We start from the raw sequence: 14,968 nt of genomic DNA on the forward strand, positions 1-14,968 counted from the left end.
TCCGCCCGGTGGCCGGCCCGGTCTGACCGCAGGCCGGCCCGTCCGGTCAGTGGTTGGCGAGGAATGCGAGCAGGTCCTGGCGGGTGAGCAGCCCGACGGGCTTGCCGTCGTCGAGGACGACTGCGGCGTCGGCCTTCTCCAGCGCCTCGACCGCGATGGAGACCGGCTCGCCCGCGCCGATCATGGGCAGCGGCTGGGACATGTGGCCGGCCAGCGGGTCGTTCGGCCGCACCCGGCCCCGGTAGAGGGCGTCGAGCAGGTCGCGCTCCACGATCGAACCGACCACCTCGGCGGCCATGACCGGCGGCTCCTCCTTCATCACCGGAAGCTGCGACACGCCGTACTCCCGCATGATGGAGATGGCCGTGTCCACCGACTCGTGCGGGTGGGTGTGCACGAACTCCGGCATACCGGAGGCCTTGCGGACCAGCACGTCCCTGACCAGGCCCTCGTCGCTGGAGGTGGTCAGGAAGCCGTAGTCGGCCATCCACTCGTCGTTGAAGATCTTCGACAGGTAGCCTCGTCCGCCGTCGGGCAGCAGCACCACGACCACGTCGTCCGGACCGGCCTGACCGGCCACGCGCAACGCCGCGACCGTCGCCATGCCGCAGGAACCGCCCACCAGCAGCGCCTCCTCGCGGGCCAGGCGCCGGGTCATGCCGAAGGAGTCCTTGTCGGAGACCGCGATGATCTCGTCGCAGATCGTGGTGTCGTAGGTGGCCGGCCAGATGTCCTCGCCGACACCCTCCACCAGATACGGCCGTCCGGTGCCGCCGGAGTAGACCGAACCCTCCGGATCGGCGCCAATGATCTTCACTCGGCCGCCGGAGACCTCCTTGAGATAGCGGCCGGTGCCGCTGATGGTGCCGCCCGTGCCGACGCCGGCCACGAAGTGGGTGATGCGTCCCTCGGTCTGCTCCCAGATCTCCGGGCCGGTGGAGTGGTAGTGGCTCTCGGGGTTCTGGGCGTTGGAGTACTGGTCCGGCTTCCAGGCGTTCGGCGTCTCCTTGGCCAGCCGGTCGGAGACCGAGTAGTAGGAGTCCGGGTGGTCGGGAGAGACCGCCGTCGGGCAGACCACGACCTCGGCTCCGTAGGCGCGCAGAACCGAGATCTTGTCCTGGGCCACCTTGTCGGGCACGACGAACAGGCACTTGTAGCCCCGCTGCTGGGCCACGATGGCCAGACCGACCCCCGTGTTGCCCGATGTGGGCTCCACGATCGTGCCCCCCGGGCGCAGCGCGCCCGACTTTTCTGCGGCGTCGATCATCCGTACCGCGATCCGGTCTTTCACCGAGCCGCCCGGGTTGAAATACTCCACTTTGGCCAGCACTTGAGCCGGCAAGCCCGCCGTCACACTGTGCAGCCGGACAAGTGGGGTGTTGCCCATCAATTCGACGAGTGAGTCATGTACGCGCACCGAGTGATCACCTCGAAATACCAAAGCTTTGTCAGCTTGTTGTGTTGAATGCCGGGTCCGCTGGGGGTGGGCACGACCCGCTTAGTTTCTCAAGGCAACGCTACCGCCGCGCCGTATCGAGGGAGCAACGCCACGTGACCTGGACACCCGGGGCGGCACGGACCGCCCGGCGCATCGCGGCCGCCGCGGCCGTGGGCGGAGGAGGAATCACCGCGCTCGGCGCGGCCACATACGGTCTGCTGCTGGCCGAGGCCATGCTGGCCCGCCGGATCGTCGGCCGCCCGCACGGCACGGAGGGGCCCCCGTCGGACGGGCTCTACGGCGCCTTCGACGGCGACCCGATCCGGATGGTCATGCTCGGGGACTCCACCTCGGTGGGTCTGGGAACCACCGACCCCGCCGAGACTCCGGCCGTGCTGATCGCCTCGAGTCTGGCCCTCGTCGCCGAGCGGCCGGTGCTGCTGACCGTGACCGGCAAGTCGGGAGCGGCCTCCGCCGAACTGGACGAGCAGGTGGACCGGGCACTCAGAGCCGAGCCGGAGATCGCGGTCATCTTCATCGGCGCCAACGACGTCACCACCCAGACACCGCCCGCGCAGGCCGTACGGCATCTGCAGAAGGCGGTACGGCGGCTGCGTGAGGCCGGGGCCGAGGTGGTCGTGGGCACCTGTCCCGACCTCGGCACGGTCCGGCCGATCGCGCAGCCGCTGCGCTGGGTGACCCGGCGCTGGAGCCGTCAGCTCGCCGCGGCGCAGACGGTCGCCGTGGTCGAGGCGGGCGGGCGGACAGTGGCCTTCGCGGACCTGCTTGGCGACGAATTCGACGCAAATCCGGGCGAGATGTTCGGACCAGATCGTTTCCACCCATCTGCTCAAGGTTATCTACAGGTTGCTTACGCGGTGCTACCTTCTGTAGGCAGTGCGCTGGGACTGTGGCCCGAGCCTCGGCCTCAGCGCAGTGAGTCGATCTACCTCGCGGCGGCTATGGCCGCGGAGGAACCCGGCACCGAGGTCTCCGCGACCCGCGTCGCCGGCCGAGCGACCGGACCCCACGGACGGTGGGTGACGATGTTCCGCCGGAGGCCCGGAGCGCCGACTGACGGCGCCTGAACACGGTTACCCTCCGCGGCGAAGCCGTAACGCCTCGCCCCCATTGGAGTGGAATGCCCGTCATCCGGACTCACGCGAAACCGGTTCTGGTGCTCGCCGGAGCCCTGGCCCTGGCCGGCTGCTCCGGCACCGAAGCGGCCACACCGGTCTCCCCCACCTGGCACAACCTCGAAGTGAACGCGGTCAGCCGCACCACCGCCGCCGGTGGCGTCGCCATGACGACCTCCGCGAAACCCGACGGCACGCTGGAGACGGTGGCTCTCGACCTCGCCTCGGGCAGGAAGCTGTGGGCCCACCCCGCGACCATGGCGGGCCGCCTGCCGGGCATGGGGGTCCCGGCCCCGGCGATCGTCGAGACCGGCGGGGGACAGACCGTCGCGGTGGCGGTCGACCCCACCCGGCCCACCAGGAAAGGCCGGTGGAACGCCACACTCATCGCCCGCGACGCGAGGACCGGAGCGCAGAAGTGGACCCGCCCGGTGCACTCCACCTTCGGGCCTCAGAGATGCGGGGCGTTCGTGTGCATGTCCGAACAGACCGCCCTGCCCACGGCCCGGGTCGTCGTGCTCGACCCCGCCACCGGCAGGCCGATGTGGAAGCTCCCCGGCATCGCCGAGGTGGAGTGGTCCGACACCTCCCGTGTCGTGTTCCTCCGCCTGGCCAAGCACCCCGTCCTGGAGTCGTACGACCTGAAGACCGGGAAGGCCGGATGGAGCCTGCCCATCGAGCAGGCCCTCGGCGCCGGGGTGGACATGTCGGGCGGCTGGTCGTTCGGCGCGACCGATGACAACCTCACCGGCTACGTCGCCCCCTACACCAACCCCAAGACTGCGAAGGTGTCCGCCTTCGGCCTCTTCTCCGTCAAGCTCGCCGACGGCAAGGTCAACTGGCTCCGCCCGTCGGTGGTGCGGGTCTACCCCAGCGGCAGCCCGGGGTTCGCACCGGTGGTGCGCCCGGTCGACCAGCAGGGTCAGTACGGCGGCTTCGCCCGGCTGGACGCCGAGAGCGGCCGGGTCCTCGGGCAGATCCCCGTCACCCAGGTCCCCGACTCGGGCTGGTGGCTCGCCTTCCCCGCCCAGATGGAGAAGCTCGGCTTCCTCAAGCACGACAAGCCCGGCAGCGCCTTCGACCTGACGACCGGCCGCAGCGCCGAGATCAAGGAGGAGCGGGGCTGGTCCTTCTGCGTCACCGACCCCAAACCTCTGGCCCTCAAGGGCCAGAATCCGGGCTTCTACGCGGTGGCCTCACTGTGCGAGTACGACCTGGCCGGCGGCAAGAGGGTGAACGGCTCCGCCGCCCCGCCCGCCTGGTTCACCGGAAGCCAGGACGGCTGGCGGACGTGGCGCGACGAGCAGGGCGGCCTGCACGGGATCAAGGACGGCACCGGCACCTCTCCGGGCATGTACGGCTGACCCGTCACGGGTGCCCCCGTGACAGGAGCCCCGCCTCCGGGTGGGGCTCCTGTGCGCGCCGTACAAAGTTCTGTTTCATCCCGCCCTGGGGCGTGGCATCTGGGCTACCGCGGGGTAACCTCCGCAGGAGGACCGACAAACGAATCCAGGAGAGCCACATGCCCGAGGCAGTCATCGTCGCAACCGCGCGCTCGCCGATCGGACGCGCCTTCAAGGGATCCCTCAAGGACATCCGGCCCGACGACCTGACCGCACAGATGATCAAAGCCGCGCTGGCCAAGGTCCCCCAGCTCGACCCGGCCGGCATCGACGATCTGATGCTGGGCTGTGGCCTGCCGGGCGGCGAGCAGGGATTCAACATGGCCCGCGTGGTCTCCACGCTGCTCGGGCTGGACAGCGTGCCCGGCACCACCGTCACCCGCTACTGTTCGTCCTCGCTGCAGACCACCCGGATGGCCATGCACGCGATCAGGGCGGGCGAGGGCGACGTGTTCGTCTCGGCGGGTGTGGAGTGCGTCTCCCGCTTCGCCAAGGGCAGCTCCGACTCGCTGCCCGACACGCAGAACGAGCTCTTCACCGAGGCCGCAGGCCGTTCGGCCAGGGCTGCCGGAGGGGGCGGCGAGGTCTGGCACGACCCGCGCGAGGACGGCGCACTGCCCGACGTCTACATCGCGATGGGCCAGACCGCCGAGAACGTCGCCGGTCTGAGGGGCGTGTCCCGCCAGGAGCAGGACGAGTTCGGTGTCCGGTCCCAGAACCTGGCCGAGAAGGCGATCGCCAACGGCTTCTGGGAGAGCGACATCACCCCGGTCACCCTCCCCGACGGGACCGTGGTCAGCAAGGACGACGGTCCTCGCGCGGGCACCACCTACGAGGCGGTCTCTCAGCTCAAGCCGGTCTTCCGGCCTGACGGGACGGTCACCGCCGGCAACTGCTGCGCGCTGAACGACGGCGCCGCCGCGGTGATCGTGATGAGCGACACCAAGGCCGCCGAACTGGGCATCACCCCGATCGCCCGGATCGTCTCCACCGGCGTGACCGGTCTGTCCCCCGAGATCATGGGCCTGGGCCCGGTCGAGGCCTCCAGGCAGGCCCTGGCCCGGGCGGGCATGTCCATCGGCGACGTGGACCTGGTGGAGATCAACGAGGCCTTCGCCGCCCAGGTCATCCCGTCCTACCAGGAGCTCGGCATCGAGCTCGACCGGCTCAACGTCAACGGCGGCGCCATCGCGGTGGGCCACCCGTTCGGCATGACCGGTGCCCGGATCACCTCCACCCTGATCAACAGCCTCCGGTTCCACGACCGGTCGATCGGCCTGGAGACCATGTGCGTGGGCGGTGGCCAGGGCATGGCGATGGTCCTGGAGCGCCTCAGCTAGCGGCCCTGCGCCGAACGTTGACCGGGGGATTCCCCCCGATGGGGGTCAGGCGCCTCGGCCCGGAGAAGCCCGGTCAAGGTTCGGCGACGCCCCACTGGTCAGCCGTGGACGTCGGGGCCGGCGCGGGTGAGGTCGATGCTCAGGACCACCCGCCGGTCCCGCTCCATGGCCGCCCGGTAGTCGTCCCAGTCGGGGTGCTCGCCGGAGATGTCGCGGTAGTAGGTCACCAGCGTCTCCATCGCCTCCGGCAGCGAGACGACCGTCGCGGTGCCCTCGATCTGGATCCACTCGCCGTAGAAGGCGTCGGTCGTCACACAGAGCGCCACCCGGGGATCCCTGCGGAGGTTGCGCACCTTGACGGCGGTCTCCCTGGTGCTGACGATCGCGTTCCCCTCGGCGTCCAGCCCTACCGCGACCGGTGACATCTGCGCCCGGCCGTCGGCGTGCCAGGTCAGCAGGACCGCGCGGTGGTTGTCGCGGATGAAGTTACGTGCCTTGTCGAGATCCATGGCCCCATCATGACTGCGGAGATCGTGTTTCCACGTGCGAAGGCCCGCGCCGCCGTACGGGGACACGGGCCCGCGCGAAGATGGACGACTTACAGGTAACGGTTACGGCGGTGGCGTTCGTGCTCGTGCACGATGGCGGCCGCGTAACCGTGGGTCAGCCCGTGCTCGTCGGCGAGCCAGTTGGCACGCTCGTCACAGCGCAGGAAAGACGGGCCGTTGTCGATGGCTTGAAACCACTCTGGGAGAGCGCGTCCCGTTATGTCCGGGACTCTTGCGATCAGCTTGTTCTGCGTCTCCAGTGAGTGGTTCAACGACATGGGCACCTCCACGGATAGGGCTCCTTTGCTCGACAGTGCATCACGAGTCCGCAGATAGCAAGCCCTCACTAGTGCTTCGTTCCTCATAGCAAATAGACGAACTTGCGGCGCAGGGCTCGGGGCTGCGGGGGCGGTCGTCCCCAGATCCAGGGATGGGCGTGGGCGTTGAGCTGGGCGGTAGCGAGGGTGACCGCGTGGGCGATCTCGGTGGCGTCGGCGAAGGTCTGCCCGGCGAACGCGGCCCGGCGCAGCAGCCGCCACCAACCCTCGGCCAGGTTCAGCCAGCAGGCCTTGACCGGGATGAACACCTGGCGAATACGTGGATGCCGCAGCAACCACTGGCGGACCTTCCAGCTGGAATGGCTGGACAGGTTGTCGGTGATGACCACGATCGGGCCGCGTCGGTTGGCCCTGGCGATCTGCTGAAGCAGCCCGATCCAGCCGTCGCTGTCGCGTGAGGGCGCGCAGAAGGTGAGCTCGATGCCATCGCGGATGCGCAGGCCGCCGTATACCCAGCTCTTGTCGGTGCCGCGGGAGTAGGTCAGCGGCGCTTTAATCCGGTGTCCGTCGACCGACCAGCCGGGCGCGGGCGGGAAGGTGCGCGGGGTCACCGGTCCCAGCTCGTCGGCGCAGATGACCGTGGTACCGGGCGGCGGGTCGGTGTAGCAGCCGATGACCTCGGCCCTTTTGGGGCGAAGTCCGGATCGGTCGAGGTGGTCCAAGAGCGGGGATGGCGCCAGCGGACCTTCTCTTTGAGCAGGATCCGGCGGACCTGGCTGCGCGCGATGACGATGCCCTGCGCGCGGGCGGCGGCGGTCAGGCTGTCCAGCGTCCACTGCGGCGGGCCGCCCTCATCGGCCGCGGCCAGGTCCCCGGCCTCGTCGCGGACCAGCCGTCCGGGCGGAGTCGAGCGCGCTAGCGCGATGAGCTGTCCGCGTTCGAGCTCGGTGATGCGTGGTTTGCGGCCTGCCCCGGGTCGGTCGCCCAGGCCGGCCAGGCCTTCGGCGTTGAAGCGCTCGATCCGCTCGCGTACGGTCTGCATGTGACAGCCCAGCTTGGCGGCAATGGCGCTGGTGCGCAGCCCCTGCCAGCTGAACACGATGATCTGCGCTCTCATGATCCAGTCGGCCGGGGCATGACGGGCCCCGGCCAGCTTGCAGATCTGTCGTTTCTCTTCGGCGTCCATCGGTGGACGCGCATGCAGCAGTTTCGGCATGACAATCCCCCCTGAGACCATCATCACCCCAGGTCAGCAGGGATCTTTGACTCCATTCAGGAACGCAGCACTAGCTGGTCATCGGTGATTGTTCGTCGTTCATTGGTCGCTTCTCGTTCATGTGCGTTGCGGCTTCTCGCTCCTGTGCGTTCCCACCCCGCACAGGAAGAAACCCCCGCCGGACTCTCTCCGTCGGGGGTTTCGCCATGTGGCCGGCCGTCACCGGCTCTCGTCTAGTCGCTGCTGGAGAAGTAGCTCAGCAGGCGCAGGATCTCCAGGTAGATCCAGACCAGGGTGACCGTCAGGCCGAAGGCCATCAGCCAGGAGTACTTCTCCGGGGCGCCGGCGCGCACGCCCTGCTCGACCGCGTCGAAGTCGAGCAGCAGGAAGAAGCAGCCGATCAGGATCGTGGCGATGCTGAACACGTAGGCCAGGGCACCACCGGAGCGGATGCCGATGCCGTCGGCGATGAAGAAGGTCGCCACCCAGTTGACGAGCATGAGGCCCATCAGACCCAGGGCCGCCGCCACCACGAACTTGGTGAACTTCGGCGTGACCCGGATGATGCGCAGCGAGTAGACCGTCAGCATGGCGGCGAAGGCCAGCGCCGTGCCGACCACCGCCTGGAAGACGATCCCGCTGTACAGGTCGTTGTACATGTGGCTGATCACGCCGATGGCCACGCCGTAGGCGACCGCGTAGCCGAGGATCAGCACCGGGTTCGTGCTCTGCTTGAACGAGACGATCAGGCCGAGCACCAGACCGACGATCACGCCGACGAGCAGCGCGGCCGTGCCGAGGTTGAGCGCCCACGCCACCGCCGCGGAGACGACCAGCGTGCCCAACGTGATGAAACCGCGCACGACCACGTCGTCGATCGTCATGGTCCGCTGCGCGGGCGGTGCGTACGACGGCCTGTCGTACATGCCCTGAAGCTGGTCAGGGGTGGGGGTTGGCGATCCCCAGGCCTGGTGGCCCTTGGACTGCCGGCTGAATACGGGGTTCTTGCTCTCCATCGCTGCCTCCACGCTGCGACCTACGCGATCAGCGTATTAGATCGGTTGTCACACGGCCGTATCGTGTTGATATCCATGTCCCTCTGGTTCATGTGGCCGTACGGCTACCGCCGATGGATCAAACGAACGGCCCGTCCGCCGGGTTCCCGCCTTCCACATCGGTTTCACCGTCCACGCGCGGGAAGCGCCACCTCCGTCCGACCTTCCGTAACCGGCCGGTGACGCTCGCGGACGGACAGCCGGCGAGGACGGCCCGCGACCACGTTTCTGCTGATCACGGGCTTGATACGGCAGACCGCCATCAGTGCCCCCGGAGGGACTCGAACCCTCACTCGAACCCTTTTAAGGGGTTTGCCTCTGCCATTGGGCTACGGGGGCGCCGCAATCATACGTAACGGACCACTCATCCGAGGAGCACAACTTCGTATCATGCGTCACACGGGCCTGCGACCGGCGTCTCCCCGACCGGAGGCGGAAACGCCGCCGCCCCGGTGCCGGCAGGGGCCGGGGCGGCGGTGGACGCGGGAATTCCGAGCGGCGGTCAGCGGCCGGGGCCGTCGACGTCGCTTCGGGACGGCCCGTCAGGCCGCCGCCGCCTCGCGGAACTCCGTCCGCGGCGCCTCGATCTCTCCGAGCGAGACGGTCTCCCTCTTGAAGAACAGTGCCAGGGTCCAGTCCGCCGTCACACGGACCTTACGGTTGAGGGTGGGCACCCGCGACAGGTGGTAGGTGCGGTGCATGAACCACGCGGGCAGTCCGCGGAGCTTGACACCGTAGACGTTGGCGACACCCTTGTGCAGGCCCAGACCGGCGACCGATCCGACATACTTGTGGCGGTAGTCGACCAGCTCCTGCCCATGAAGGTGACGGGTGATGTTGTCGGCGAGGACCTTGGCCTGCCGTACGGCGTGCTGGGCGTTGGGCGCGCAATACCGACCCGGGTTGGTCACGTCGGGCACCCCGGCCACGTCTCCGGCCGAGAAGGCGTCCTCGACCCCGGCCACGGTCAGTCGTGCGGTCGTCTTGATCCGGCCGCGCTCGTCCAGCGGCAGGTCACCGGCGTTGACGACCGGGCTGGGCTTCACACCGGCGGTCCACACGATGGTCGCCGACTCGAACTCGTCACCGTCGGAGAGCTTGACCAGGCCACCCACGCAGGAGTCCAGGCGGGTGTTCATCTTGACTTCCATGCCGCGCTCGCGGAGCTGCTCGGCGGTCCACTTGCCCATCTCGGGGCCGACCTCGGGGAGGATGCGGTCGGTCGCCTCGACGAGGACCCAGCGCATGTCCTCACGGGAGACGTTGCGGTAGTAGCGGACGGCGTCGACGGCCATGTCCTCCAGCTCGGCGAGCGCCTCGACGCCCGCGAAGCCGCCGCCGACCACGACGAACGTCAGCGCCCTGCGGCGCAGCGCCTCGTCACCGTCGGACTCGGCGCGGTCGAGGAGCTCGAGCACCCGGTTGCGGAGTGCGATCGACTCGCCCACCGTCTTGAAGCCGATCGCGGCGTCGGCGAGACCGGGGATGGGCAGCGTGCGGGAGATCGAGCCGGCGGCCATGACCACGATGTCGTAGTCGATCTCATGGGGTGTGCCGACGTTGGGCGCGAAAGTGACCGACTTGGCCGCGTGGTTGACCCTGGAGACCTTGCCGTTGAGGATCGTCGCCTTCTTCAGCACCCGGCGGAGCGGGACGACCACGTGCCGGGGCGAGAGGTTTCCCGCCGCCGCCTCGGGCAGGAACGGCTGGTAGGTCATATGGGATTCGGGAGTGAGGACAGTGATGTGCACGCTGCCGTCGCGCAGTTCCTTGCGGAGCGTGTGCTGCAGACGCAGCACGGTGTAGAGACCGACGTAGCCCCCACCGACGACCACGATGTGCTTGGAGTTGCGGTTCACTTCGGCGCCATCCTTAGGTTCACGGCTTGTGAAAGCTTTCACAAGCATACGTCCGCCGGTCGCGTCGCACCATGTCCCCCTTGGTTAAAACATAATATTTTTAACAAAATCGGGATATTGGATCTACCTTCTGCCTATAAAACACGGCGATATTCTCTTTGTGATCGAGTTCACAAGCAACGCAGGGCGTTTGCCCTGGTGAACAGCTCGTCAAGCATCCCTGCCGTCACACGGCCGGTGAACGTGTTCTGCTGACTCGGGTGATAGCAGCCGAGAAGATGCGCCGGAGTTCCGTCACGGGAGATCTCCACCTCGGCACCGTGCCCGAAGGGCGGCCTCGGGCGCGGCAGGTCGTATCCGGCGTCCCTGAGCGCGGGCCAGACCGCCTGCCAGGCGAACCCACCCAGGGCGACCACCACCCGCACGCTCCCCGCGACCAGTGCGATCTCCCGGGTCAGCCACGGGAAACAGGCGGCCCGCTCCGCCGGCTCGGGTCTGTTGGCCGGTGGAGCGCAGCGGACGGCGGCCACCATACGCGCGCCGATGAGCCGCTGCCCGTCACCCGCGTGGACACTGGTCTCCCGGGCGGCCAGGCCCGTCCGGTGGAGCGAGGCGAACAGCCAGTCTCCGCTCCGGTCCCCGGTGAAGATGCGGCCGGTGCGGTTGCCGCCGTGCGCGGCCGGGGCCAGCCCCACGATGAGGACCTCCGGCTTCTCCTCCCCCCATCCGGCGATGGGCCGCCCCCAGTAGGTCTCCCCGGCGAAGGCCCGCCGCTTGACCGTGGCGACCTCCTCACGCCACTCCACCAGACGCGGGCAGGCCCGGCAGACCGACTGACGGGCCGCGAGTTCGGCGAGGGTGGGGCTCGCGCCCGCGAGCTCGACCACCTCCGAGGGGTCGTGCGCGACGGGGGTGTCCGGCCGGGCGGGGTCTTCCGGCCAGCCGGATCCGGGAGGAACGTGGCTCATAACCTCGATGGTGCCCGACCGGGCATGGTCCATGGACCTCCGAGAAGCAAAAGAGCGGCGCCCGCTGGGTGCGGGCACCGCTCTCGGTGTCTCCTCAGACGAGGTCAGGCGTCAGACGCCGTCCCCGGTCCTTTCAGGCCTTGCAGACGGCCGTGTAATCCACGGACGTCGAGCCGGCGCCGTCGATCGCCAGCCTGACGGTGCCGCCCTTGAGGCCGTCCGAGTCGCTGCTGAACGAGACGGACTGGCTGCCCGCCGACGCGAAGTCGAGGTCACCGGACTTGACGACGGTGCCGTCGAGGGTCCAGGTGTACTTGACCTTGATCGGACCGGTGGCGTAGATGCTGCCGGTACCGCTGACCGAGGCCGCCGGGCAGGTGCCCGCGGTCTGGGTGACCGACGTGCCGCCCTCGATCCAGGCCTTGGACGCCGGGGGAGCCGCCTTGCAGGTGACCTTGCCCTCGACCGTGCCGCTGGTCGGGCCACCGTAGATCTCGATCGCACGCTTGCTGGTCCCGGAGGCCGAGGCGCTCCAGGTGTCGCTCACGGTGCGGGTCTGGTAGCCGTTGCCGCTGAAGTAGACGTCCTGCCAGCCGCCCGCGACGCCGTCACGGATCCAGCGGTACTTCACGGTGCCGCGACCGTAGGAAGCGCTGATCGTGCCGGTGAAGGTGCGGCTGACCGGGCAGTCGCCCTCGTAGCTCGCCGGAGCGTCGACGGAGGCCGAGACCTTCGGCGACCAGTCCCTGCACGAGATCTTGAAGTAGGCGCGGCTGGAAGAGGTCTCGACCGGGTCGATGATCTCCAGAACGGCCCAGCCACGCAGGCTCTCGCGCGGCTTGATCACGTGGTAGACCTTGCGCGCACCGTCCACGCGGACGGCGTCACGGTCGACGACGTGACCGTTGACGACCCACTGGTAACGCACCCAGCGGGGGCTGGAGGAGGTGATCCGGCCGATCAGGCCGGCCTCACAGTTGCCCTCGTCGACCCAGGCCTGGGCACGGACGCTGCCGTTGTTGACGACCTGCTGGCCGTCGTCACCCTGGTCGTCGCCGCAGGCGATCGTGAAGTAACCCTTGGCGGACGTGACCTTGCGCGGCGCCAGGACCTGCAGCGCCTGCCAGCCCTTGAGGTCGCCGCCCTTGAAGGACGCCGACTCCTTGACAGTGGCGCTCTTGACGCCCTTGCCCTTGACGACGAACGACTTGACCTTGCTCTTGGAGCCGTCGCCACGGAGCCAGCGGTAGGCGACCGTGGTCTTGCTCGCGTAGGTCTTCACCTTGATGTTCGACGAGAAGGTCACCTTGGTGGGGCACTCGTCGGACTTCGAGGGAGAAGCCTTGGTCCTGCCGACCGAGACCGCGGGCCTCGGCTTGGCGTGGGAGGAAGTTGCCTTCCCCGCCTGGGTGGAACTACTGGCCGCCGCTGCGGGCGAGGCCAGAAGCCCTGCCGCCATGGTTGCCAGCATGGCCGCGCTGGCTCCTGCGGCGGCTAGCTTTCGAGCTAGTCCGGACATGAGGGGATGCTCCGTTTCGTTAGGAACGAAAGTGCGCTCCGGAGACGGTTGCCGCCCCGACACCAGCTGTGCCGGGCCCCACGGCAAAGCCTCACTAAAGCTCCTTTACCTAACCATAAAACGGAAGGATCTCTCAATACTCCTTAAGTATGGGAAATGTCCAGATGTTGTCAGGGTTTAGATGCCAACCAGGCGATTCCATCCAAAATGTCGTGTTCACTGACGACTACCTCTGTGAAGCCGTATCGCTCGATGATCCGGTCCAGAATCAGGGCACCGGCGCCGATCACGTCGACCCTCCCGGGATGCATGACGGGAATGGACGCCCGCTCGTCATGGGTCATCTCCAGCAGACGCCGGGAAACCTCATGAACCCGAATTGCCGGAACACGTGAGTGGTGGATTTTCTTCGGGTCGTATTCCGGCAGATCAAGCGCTATTCCGGCAACGGTGGTGACGGAACCCGCGAGGCCCACCAATGTGAGCGCCCGCTCCACCGGCACCTCCTGGGAGACCCGGTCGAGTGCCTCGTCGATGTCGGCGAGCATGGCCTCGACCACCTCGGCGGCCGGAGGGGTTCCCGCGTCGCGCAGGTGCCGCTCGGTCAGCCGCACACAACCGATGTCCACCGACAGCGCGGCCTCCACGTGCGTGGAACCGATCACGAACTCGGTGGAGCCCCCACCGATGTCGACCACGAGATACGGCGGGCGGGTGCCGTCGGGAGCGGGCATGCCGGTCTCGGGCGAGAGCCGTGCGAGGTCGCGGGTGGCCCCGGCGAACGACAGCTCCGCCTCCTCGGCACCCGTGATCACCTCGGGCTCCACGCCGAAGATCTCGCGCACACCGTCCACGAAGTCCTGCCGGTTGGCGGCGTCCCTGGTGGCGCTGGTGGCCACCACACGGACCGCGGAGGCACCGTGCTGGTCGATGAGCTTGGCGTAGCCGCGCATCGCGCCGAACGTGCGCTCCAGGGCCTCAGGGGCCAATCTGCCGGTCCTGTCCACCCCCTGGCCGAGCCGGACGATCTCCATCCGCCGCTCGACGTCGGTCAGGGCGTCGGCGTGGATGTCCGCGATGAGCAGGCGGACGGAATTGGTGCCACAGTCGATGGCTGCGACGTGGGTCACGGGGTCTCCTCTTCGGGGCTCGCGGTCGTGGCCGCCCCTGCGGCGCCCACCCTGTCGGTGGTGTCGGCCCGTCCGGTCTCGTCGACGGCGCAGCAGGGCCCGTCGGCCCACCATTCACCGAGCGCGTCGAGGGCCTCGCGGCCGAACGGGTTGCTCCCGGGGACCGCGAGCTCGTGGCCGACCAGGGCGTGCAGGCACTTCACCCGGGTCGGCATGCCTCCGGTGCTCTGCATGTCCCTGGGCAGCGGCTCCAGGCCGTCCTCGGCGGCGGCCTTGTCGCGGCGCGCGACGTAGTCGTCGTGAGCGGCCTGGTAGGCCCGGGCCAGATCGGGCTCCTCGGCGAGCCTCGCCTGCATGACCCGCATCATCCCGGAGGTCTCCAGCGTGCCGATCGCCGAGGCGGCCCGCGGGCAGGTCAGGTAGAACAGGGTCGGGAAAGGTGATCCGTCGGGGAGCCGGGGAGCGGTCTCCACCACGTCGGGCAGCCCGCACGGGCAGCGGTGCGCCACCCGTCGCAGGCCCCTCGGCGTCCGGCCGAGCTGCCGCTCCACCGCCGCCACATCGCGATCATCCACCATCCGTGACACCCCCTGAGAACACGAGGACCAGGCTATCGGGGTCACCCGGCAGGCTTGGCCGCCTTCTGGCCCTTCCCGGTGTCGGCCGCCTCAACCGACTCCCAGAGCGTCTGGTACCACGGTGGCCGGGCGGCCTTCTTCTCTCCCGCCGTGCCCCTGCCCTCCGCGGGTTTCTCACCCATGACGACGTAGCACTTGTGCCCGGGGTCGCAGTAGAAGAGCCGCTCCCTGGCCTGGCGTTTGATGTAGCCGGGGTCCTGGAGCTGCCTGCGCCGGTCGTCCAGGGCCTTGATGGCCTCAAGCTCCCTGGTCTGCTGCTGCTGGAGCTGGGTGATGTGGCGGCGCTGCGCGATGTACTCCCTGACCGGGTAGGCGAGGCTCATGGCGATCGCGCACACCACGACCGCGAGGATCGCGGCCCGCCCCGTCAGCTGCGGCCGTTTCGCCATGCACCTCTCCCCGTCTGCTCTCCGCCATGCCGCGCACGCCGGCCTCCCGCA

15 protein-coding genes and 1 tRNA gene are annotated in these 14,968 nt (G+C 68.7%); 3 read left to right on the top strand and 13 right to left on the bottom strand.

The window, feature by feature from the left end:
* Nucleotides 1-46: 46 nt before the first annotated feature.
* On the bottom strand, nucleotides 47-1,417 hold the full coding sequence (locus tag FHR32_RS09345; protein ID WP_184753947.1) for a cystathionine beta-synthase: 1,371 nt from the start codon (nucleotides 1,415-1,417) through the stop codon (nucleotides 47-49).
* 134 nt (nucleotides 1,418-1,551) lie between these two features.
* Between FHR32_RS09345 and FHR32_RS09350 the strand changes: the two genes are divergently transcribed.
* The 3 genes from FHR32_RS09350 (at nucleotide 1,552) to FHR32_RS09360 (ending at nucleotide 5,317) form a co-directional block, all read left to right on the top strand.
* Nucleotides 1,552-2,526, top strand: coding sequence for an SGNH/GDSL hydrolase family protein (locus FHR32_RS09350; protein WP_184753948.1), 975 nt, complete (start codon nucleotides 1,552-1,554; stop codon nucleotides 2,524-2,526).
* Nucleotides 2,527-2,579: 53 nt separating this feature from the next.
* On the top strand, nucleotides 2,580-3,938 hold the full coding sequence (locus FHR32_RS09355; RefSeq protein ID WP_184753949.1) for an outer membrane protein assembly factor BamB family protein: 1,359 nt from the start codon (nucleotides 2,580-2,582) through the stop codon (nucleotides 3,936-3,938).
* A gap of 158 nt (nucleotides 3,939-4,096) precedes the next feature.
* The gene (locus FHR32_RS09360) at nucleotides 4,097-5,317 is read left to right on the top strand and encodes an acetyl-CoA C-acetyltransferase (RefSeq protein ID WP_184753950.1); all 1,221 of its coding nucleotides are present in this window, start codon (nucleotides 4,097-4,099) and stop codon (nucleotides 5,315-5,317) included.
* 98 nt (nucleotides 5,318-5,415) lie between these two features.
* Here the strand turns inward: FHR32_RS09360 and FHR32_RS09365 are convergent, their stop codons facing one another.
* The 12 genes from FHR32_RS09365 to FHR32_RS09420 form a co-directional block, all read right to left on the bottom strand.
* Nucleotides 5,416-5,826, bottom strand: coding sequence for a PPOX class F420-dependent oxidoreductase (locus tag FHR32_RS09365; protein ID WP_184753951.1), 411 nt, complete (start codon nucleotides 5,824-5,826; stop codon nucleotides 5,416-5,418).
* Nucleotides 5,827-5,915: 89 nt separating this feature from the next.
* Nucleotides 5,916-6,143, bottom strand: a complete 228-nt coding sequence (locus FHR32_RS09370; protein WP_184756436.1) for a DUF4287 domain-containing protein — start codon at nucleotides 6,141-6,143, stop codon at nucleotides 5,916-5,918.
* Between the two features lie 83 nt (nucleotides 6,144-6,226).
* A complete protein-coding gene (locus FHR32_RS09375) occupies nucleotides 6,227-6,817 on the bottom strand; it encodes an IS630 family transposase (RefSeq protein WP_312882647.1) in 591 nt (196 codons plus the stop codon).
* Nucleotides 6,751-7,359, bottom strand: coding sequence for a helix-turn-helix domain-containing protein (locus FHR32_RS09380; RefSeq protein ID WP_184753818.1), 609 nt, complete (start codon nucleotides 7,357-7,359; stop codon nucleotides 6,751-6,753). The genes FHR32_RS09375 and FHR32_RS09380 overlap by 67 nt, the downstream gene beginning before the upstream one ends.
* A 233-nt stretch (nucleotides 7,360-7,592) precedes the next feature.
* On the bottom strand, nucleotides 7,593-8,375 hold the full coding sequence (locus tag FHR32_RS09385; RefSeq protein WP_184753952.1) for a Bax inhibitor-1/YccA family protein: 783 nt from the start codon (nucleotides 8,373-8,375) through the stop codon (nucleotides 7,593-7,595).
* Between the two features lie 305 nt (nucleotides 8,376-8,680).
* A tRNA-Leu gene (locus FHR32_RS09390) sits at nucleotides 8,681-8,753 on the bottom strand.
* Between the two features lie 203 nt (nucleotides 8,754-8,956).
* Nucleotides 8,957-10,273 carry an NAD(P)/FAD-dependent oxidoreductase gene (locus FHR32_RS09395; RefSeq protein ID WP_184753953.1) on the bottom strand — a complete coding sequence of 439 codons (1,317 nt, stop codon included), beginning with the start codon at nucleotides 10,271-10,273 and terminating at the stop codon, nucleotides 8,957-8,959.
* Nucleotides 10,274-10,443: 170 nt separating this feature from the next.
* On the bottom strand, nucleotides 10,444-11,241 hold the full coding sequence (locus tag FHR32_RS09400) for a uracil-DNA glycosylase (protein ID WP_184753954.1): 798 nt from the start codon (nucleotides 11,239-11,241) through the stop codon (nucleotides 10,444-10,446).
* 133 nt (nucleotides 11,242-11,374) lie between these two features.
* Nucleotides 11,375-12,700, bottom strand: coding sequence for a hypothetical protein (locus tag FHR32_RS09405; RefSeq protein ID WP_184753955.1), 1,326 nt, complete (start codon nucleotides 12,698-12,700; stop codon nucleotides 11,375-11,377).
* Between the two features lie 230 nt (nucleotides 12,701-12,930).
* A complete protein-coding gene (locus FHR32_RS09410; RefSeq protein ID WP_312882204.1) occupies nucleotides 12,931-13,890 on the bottom strand; it encodes a Ppx/GppA phosphatase family protein in 960 nt (319 codons plus the stop codon).
* A complete protein-coding gene (locus tag FHR32_RS09415; RefSeq protein ID WP_184753957.1) occupies nucleotides 13,887-14,468 on the bottom strand; it encodes a DUF501 domain-containing protein in 582 nt (193 codons plus the stop codon). Before FHR32_RS09415 ends, FHR32_RS09410 begins: the two co-directional genes overlap by 4 nt.
* Nucleotides 14,469-14,509: 41 nt before the next feature.
* A complete protein-coding gene (locus tag FHR32_RS09420) occupies nucleotides 14,510-14,917 on the bottom strand; it encodes an FtsB family cell division protein (RefSeq protein ID WP_184753958.1) in 408 nt (135 codons plus the stop codon).
* Between the last annotated feature and the right edge of the window lie 51 nt (nucleotides 14,918-14,968).

The organism is Streptosporangium album, from assembly GCF_014203795.1.
Lineage (GTDB): Bacteria > Actinomycetota > Actinomycetes > Streptosporangiales > Streptosporangiaceae > Streptosporangium > Streptosporangium album.

What these genes read in the sequence shown, in the direction of transcription:
- FHR32_RS09420 (WP_184753958.1), bottom strand. Translation starts at nt 14,917, where the DNA reads ATGGCGAAACGGCCGCAGCTGACGGGGCGGGCCGCGATCCTCGCGGTC.
- FHR32_RS09400 (WP_184753954.1), bottom strand. Translation starts at nt 11,241, where the DNA reads ATGAGCCACGTTCCTCCCGGATCCGGCTGGCCGGAAGACCCCGCCCGG.
- FHR32_RS09360 (WP_184753950.1), top strand. Translation starts at nt 4,097, where the DNA reads ATGCCCGAGGCAGTCATCGTCGCAACCGCGCGCTCGCCGATCGGACGC.
- FHR32_RS09380 (WP_184753818.1), bottom strand. Translation starts at nt 7,359, where the DNA reads ATGCCGAAACTGCTGCATGCGCGTCCACCGATGGACGCCGAAGAGAAA.
- FHR32_RS09385 (WP_184753952.1), bottom strand. Translation starts at nt 8,375, where the DNA reads ATGGAGAGCAAGAACCCCGTATTCAGCCGGCAGTCCAAGGGCCACCAG.
- FHR32_RS09370 (WP_184756436.1), bottom strand. Translation starts at nt 6,143, where the DNA reads ATGTCGTTGAACCACTCACTGGAGACGCAGAACAAGCTGATCGCAAGA.
- FHR32_RS09355 (WP_184753949.1), top strand. Translation starts at nt 2,580, where the DNA reads ATGCCCGTCATCCGGACTCACGCGAAACCGGTTCTGGTGCTCGCCGGA.
- FHR32_RS09365 (WP_184753951.1), bottom strand. Translation starts at nt 5,826, where the DNA reads ATGGATCTCGACAAGGCACGTAACTTCATCCGCGACAACCACCGCGCG.
- FHR32_RS09415 (WP_184753957.1), bottom strand. Translation starts at nt 14,468, where the DNA reads ATGGTGGATGATCGCGATGTGGCGGCGGTGGAGCGGCAGCTCGGCCGG.
- FHR32_RS09405 (WP_184753955.1), bottom strand. Translation starts at nt 12,700, where the DNA reads ATGGCGGCAGGGCTTCTGGCCTCGCCCGCAGCGGCGGCCAGTAGTTCC.